The organism is Mesorhizobium sp. M5C.F.Ca.IN.020.29.1.1 (assembly GCF_003997375.1).
GTDB classification, from domain to species: domain Bacteria; phylum Pseudomonadota; class Alphaproteobacteria; order Rhizobiales; family Rhizobiaceae; genus Mesorhizobium; species Mesorhizobium wenxiniae.
This window is the reverse complement of sequence record NZ_RZSW01001146.1, coordinates 1-594: the sequence shown is the minus strand read 5'-3', so window position 1 is coordinate 594 and position 594 is coordinate 1. Positions and strand designations below refer to the sequence as shown.

Below are 594 nucleotides of genomic sequence, written 5' to 3'. Positions count from 1 at the left end.
GAGAACCTTGTTGCCTATACTTGTCACTGGAGCCGCGGGATTCATTGGCAGCTACGTTTGCCACCACCTCTTGAGCAGGGGGGAAGCAGTCGTCGGCGTCGACAATATGAACGACTATTACGACCTGGCGCTCAAAGAGGGGCGGCTCGCCCGCCTTCAGCCCCACAAGAATTTTTCATTTCATGAGATCGAGATCGCCGAACAGGGCGCGCTCGCCACCGCTTTGGCCGGGCAAGGCATAACCAGGATTGTCCATCTCGCCGCTCAGGCGGGTGTGCGCCATTCACTCGACAATCCGAGGCTCTATGTCCGTTCCAATGTCGTCGGCCATCTCGAAGTGCTCGAATTCTGTCGCGCGCAGCCAGCATTCGAGCATCTGGTCTATGCCTCGTCGAGTTCGGTCTATGGCGGCAACCGCAAGGTGCCGTTCAGCGAGACCGATCAGGTCGACAGGCCCGTCTCGCTCTACGCTGCTACCAAGAAGTCAGATGAATTGATGAGCCACACCTATGCCCATCTCTTCGGGGTGCCGCAAACCGGCTTGCGGTTTTTCACCGTCTACGGCCCTTGGGGCCGGCCCGACATGGCCTATTG

General features: G+C 58.8%; 1 protein-coding gene. It reads left to right on the top strand.

The features are described from left to right. Positions 1-10: 10 nt before the first annotated feature. A partial coding sequence (locus tag EOA85_RS36765; protein ID WP_127212837.1) for an NAD-dependent epimerase/dehydratase family protein occupies positions 11-594 on the top strand: 584 nt, incomplete at its 3' end.